Below are 2,916 nucleotides of genomic sequence, written 5' to 3'. Positions count from 1 at the left end.
ATTAGTCTGCTGTTTTTCAAGCTGTTGCAGTTCGTCAACGGTCTGGCTGATTTTAGTAGCGTAATCCATAACCAAAGATACGACTTATTGAATTTGATTTAGTATTAGTATCTCAGCATCGACAGGCTCTTTAGCGTTGGGGCGAATGATTTTTGATTTATCTCCGGCAAATAATTCTGTAACAATTCGATCAAGCAGAAACTTAGGTATGGTGGCCGACATTAATAAGATTTTGGCATTACAGAATTGCTTCAACCATTTCAATGTTGCCATCATCATGCCGGTTAAGTGGGCATCATAAGTATGAAACTCATCGACGATGAACAACGCATTCTGGTAATCGAACAGACTCATATCCCAACCCTTACCATGCAACGCGTGTTTTAAGACCTGGTGCAATGTGGCGACTTTGACCGGATAAAATAACTCGCGAGAGGCAGACCGCTTATTTCGGGCAATTTGCTCACTTCGCTGGAAGTTATTCGTCTCGTTGATGGCTTCTTCGTAGAAAAAATCAAGTGCTTTGCTATGAAGAGCGGTTACCCGCTCCTTACCATATATTCCTTTTAGTCTGCGCACCATAGCATTAATGCTGGCTGTATAAGGAAGAATGTAAAACAGCCTGACGTTCTCAGTTTGATTGGCATATACCCAACTCAATGCGGCTTCTGTTTTCCCTGAACCTGTTGGTGCATGAAGAACTACGTCACCTTTATAATCTTGCATTTTAATCTGAAATGGCCTGAAGGACACTCTAACAGTTTGTTTATTTTCAGCTGGCGCAGTCGGGTAAAAGTCCGTTAGCTGAAGCCTTTTCCAAACGGGCAGTTCATTTTCAGTCTTGGCCGAACCGATATGGTCTGCGGCCATAAGCAAACCGCGCATTCTAGCCAGTTGTAACCAATCAACGCTTTGACTGCGTTGCCTATCTTTCATCAAAAGATTTCTAATTTTATCAGAATAGGTAGTAGCTGGCGAAATATTATTGGTAACTGGCGAGCTATCCCCGAAAAGAGTAGCCCATGCTTTGACTATTTCTTCAGCATTGTTAACTGATTGGGGATCATCAGTCAGATGACAAGCTAAATCAGTCCCTATTTCGTAAAGAGAAAGTTTTTTATAACCATCTGAGACGATTCCTTTATGGTGGGTGGCTATAGCAAATAACTCGTCAATTGGCAGCGTTAAGAACTGCTCACAAAACCAGAGTGAAATCAACTCGTGTCTAATACTGACAACCGTTGTTCCCTTTTTCAGATTTTGCTGGAAGCTGGGATGAATCTTACCAAGATCATGCCATACGGCGCACCGAATAGCTTTTTCCAGCCACTCAGTGCGCTCGGCTTGGGTAAACGGCAATCGATTAACCAATTCGATGGCCGCTCGGATTACTCGTCGAGTGTGTTCCTCTAGTGTCATGCATAATGCATGTGTCGGATCATCACTTTTAGCTTTATAGACGCTGAAATCCATAGTCAATCACTGCCAGTTGTGCAGGTAAAAGCTCTGACCTTCGCTCGTTTTAAATAAGTTGGTCATTGTGACTTCCTGATTTGTGTCGTGAGCCAGGTTAATAAACACACGTGGATTTATGGGATTCCGGCCCGCACCAATACGTTCGTTTTCCTCGTAAGCATCGGCCAACTGAACCAACTGTCCTGCCACCTGCATACCTGATTTGAACGGTAGCGCACAACCACCAACTTTTGCAGTAGATACTGGCTCAACGGATATGATTTTGACCGAGTCAAAACGAACACGTAGTAAATCTTGAGAACGACCTAAAGCAGGTGTACCAAGCGGATATCGGAAATAATCAATCCAGTCTGTCCGATTTAGCCAGAGCGTCAGGCAGGGCTGTAAGTCTCCTGTTGAGTCTGTAGAAGACACTACGTGAAACTCACGTCTGTAAGCATCTGAACCCTTTGGGTGTGGCTTTATGGTCCGCCCATCAAACTCTAATCGTTGCCGGGTTTCCAGATCATTTCCAGTCGTATCATATTGGTAATGAAAACCAAATTCTACTTCTGTATGCGAAACAAGTCTTCCCAGACAACAGCCAATGAGTCCTAATAAAGAGGAGTATGAGGGTACAGTCATGCAAAGCGCATTTCCGGAAAGGACAAATGGAAGCCGAGGGGTAGTTGTCCAGCCGTCAAACTTAACTTCCAGAACCTCATTCATTGGGTGTTGTTGTTGTTAGGTGAGCATTGATGAACGATTGTGCAACGCTAATCGGTGAACCTACAACAATAGAAGAGCCATCCGCCAATGCTTTTACGTCGGCCTCATTTTGCAAATACCCCTCACGGATACCGATGTACACCGGTGTTGCAAGCTTGTTCTGGTAATCCTCAATAATTTGCTTTAAGGCTTTAATCTTCAAGGAAGGCATTTCGCCCGAACCTTCAAATAGGTTGTTAAACACGGGGTTAGCGCATTCAAGTCCAGCCAGAATTAACACTTTTGGACTAACATCAGCCCCAAAAGCGGCTTGTTTTGCGCCACCTCGTAGAAAAGCCAATCCACGTAGCAAACCGGCAGCCCGTTCTTTACGCGATTGCTCTGCATTTTGCAGTGTAAATCGCCGGAATGTCCCTTTATTACCAAATGGCTGGCTAGTTATCTGGTCGGCATACTGCTTAACCGTTTCAGAAGCTAACTCCTGTTTGCTACCTAGGTTGTCAAACTGCCCAAGTCGGTAGTACTCAAGGTTGAAGAATCCTTCGAGGTGAGCCGCGTAAAACTGCGTAGAGTATGGTAGTGGCGTGTTTTCTTTAAGGTGAACAAAACCTTCATCAACATTTATTGATGCGTGAGTAAGTCCATTAATGTTTGTGCTTTGGGTTTTTATGGCTACCTACAAACAGGCAGATTACGAAGCGCTGCGGCATCGCTGTGTCGAACTCAAACAAG

Annotated in this window: 3 protein-coding genes; all 3 read right to left on the bottom strand. The window is 44.2% G+C overall.

What is annotated here, in order from left to right; translation table 11 throughout:
• Window positions 1–84: 84 nt before the first annotated feature.
• Genes cas3 through FH603_RS27855 form a run of 3 tightly spaced genes read right to left on the bottom strand, consistent with a single transcriptional unit; the run spans window position 85 to window position 2,536 of the window.
• The gene (cas3, locus tag FH603_RS27865) at window positions 85–1,473 is read right to left on the bottom strand and encodes a CRISPR-associated helicase Cas3' (RefSeq protein ID WP_186742596.1); all 1,389 of its coding nucleotides are present in this window, start codon (window positions 1,471–1,473) and stop codon (window positions 85–87) included.
• Window positions 1,474–1,479: 6 nt separating this feature from the next.
• Complete coding sequence (locus tag FH603_RS27860) at window positions 1,480–2,184, bottom strand: Cas5 family CRISPR-associated protein (RefSeq protein ID WP_186742593.1); 705 nt, start codon at window positions 2,182–2,184, stop codon at window positions 1,480–1,482.
• Window positions 2,177–2,536, bottom strand: a complete 360-nt coding sequence (locus tag FH603_RS27855; RefSeq protein WP_186742591.1) for a hypothetical protein — start codon at window positions 2,534–2,536, stop codon at window positions 2,177–2,179. The genes FH603_RS27860 and FH603_RS27855 overlap by 8 nt, the downstream gene beginning before the upstream one ends.
• Window positions 2,537–2,916 lie beyond the last annotated feature (380 nt).

The sequence above is a fragment of the Spirosoma utsteinense genome, assembly GCF_014282275.1.
Taxonomy (GTDB): Bacteria; Bacteroidota; Bacteroidia; order Cytophagales; family Spirosomataceae; genus Spirosoma; species Spirosoma utsteinense.
The sequence above is the reverse complement of the archived record's forward strand: the minus strand, read 5'-3'. Positions and strand labels throughout refer to the sequence as shown.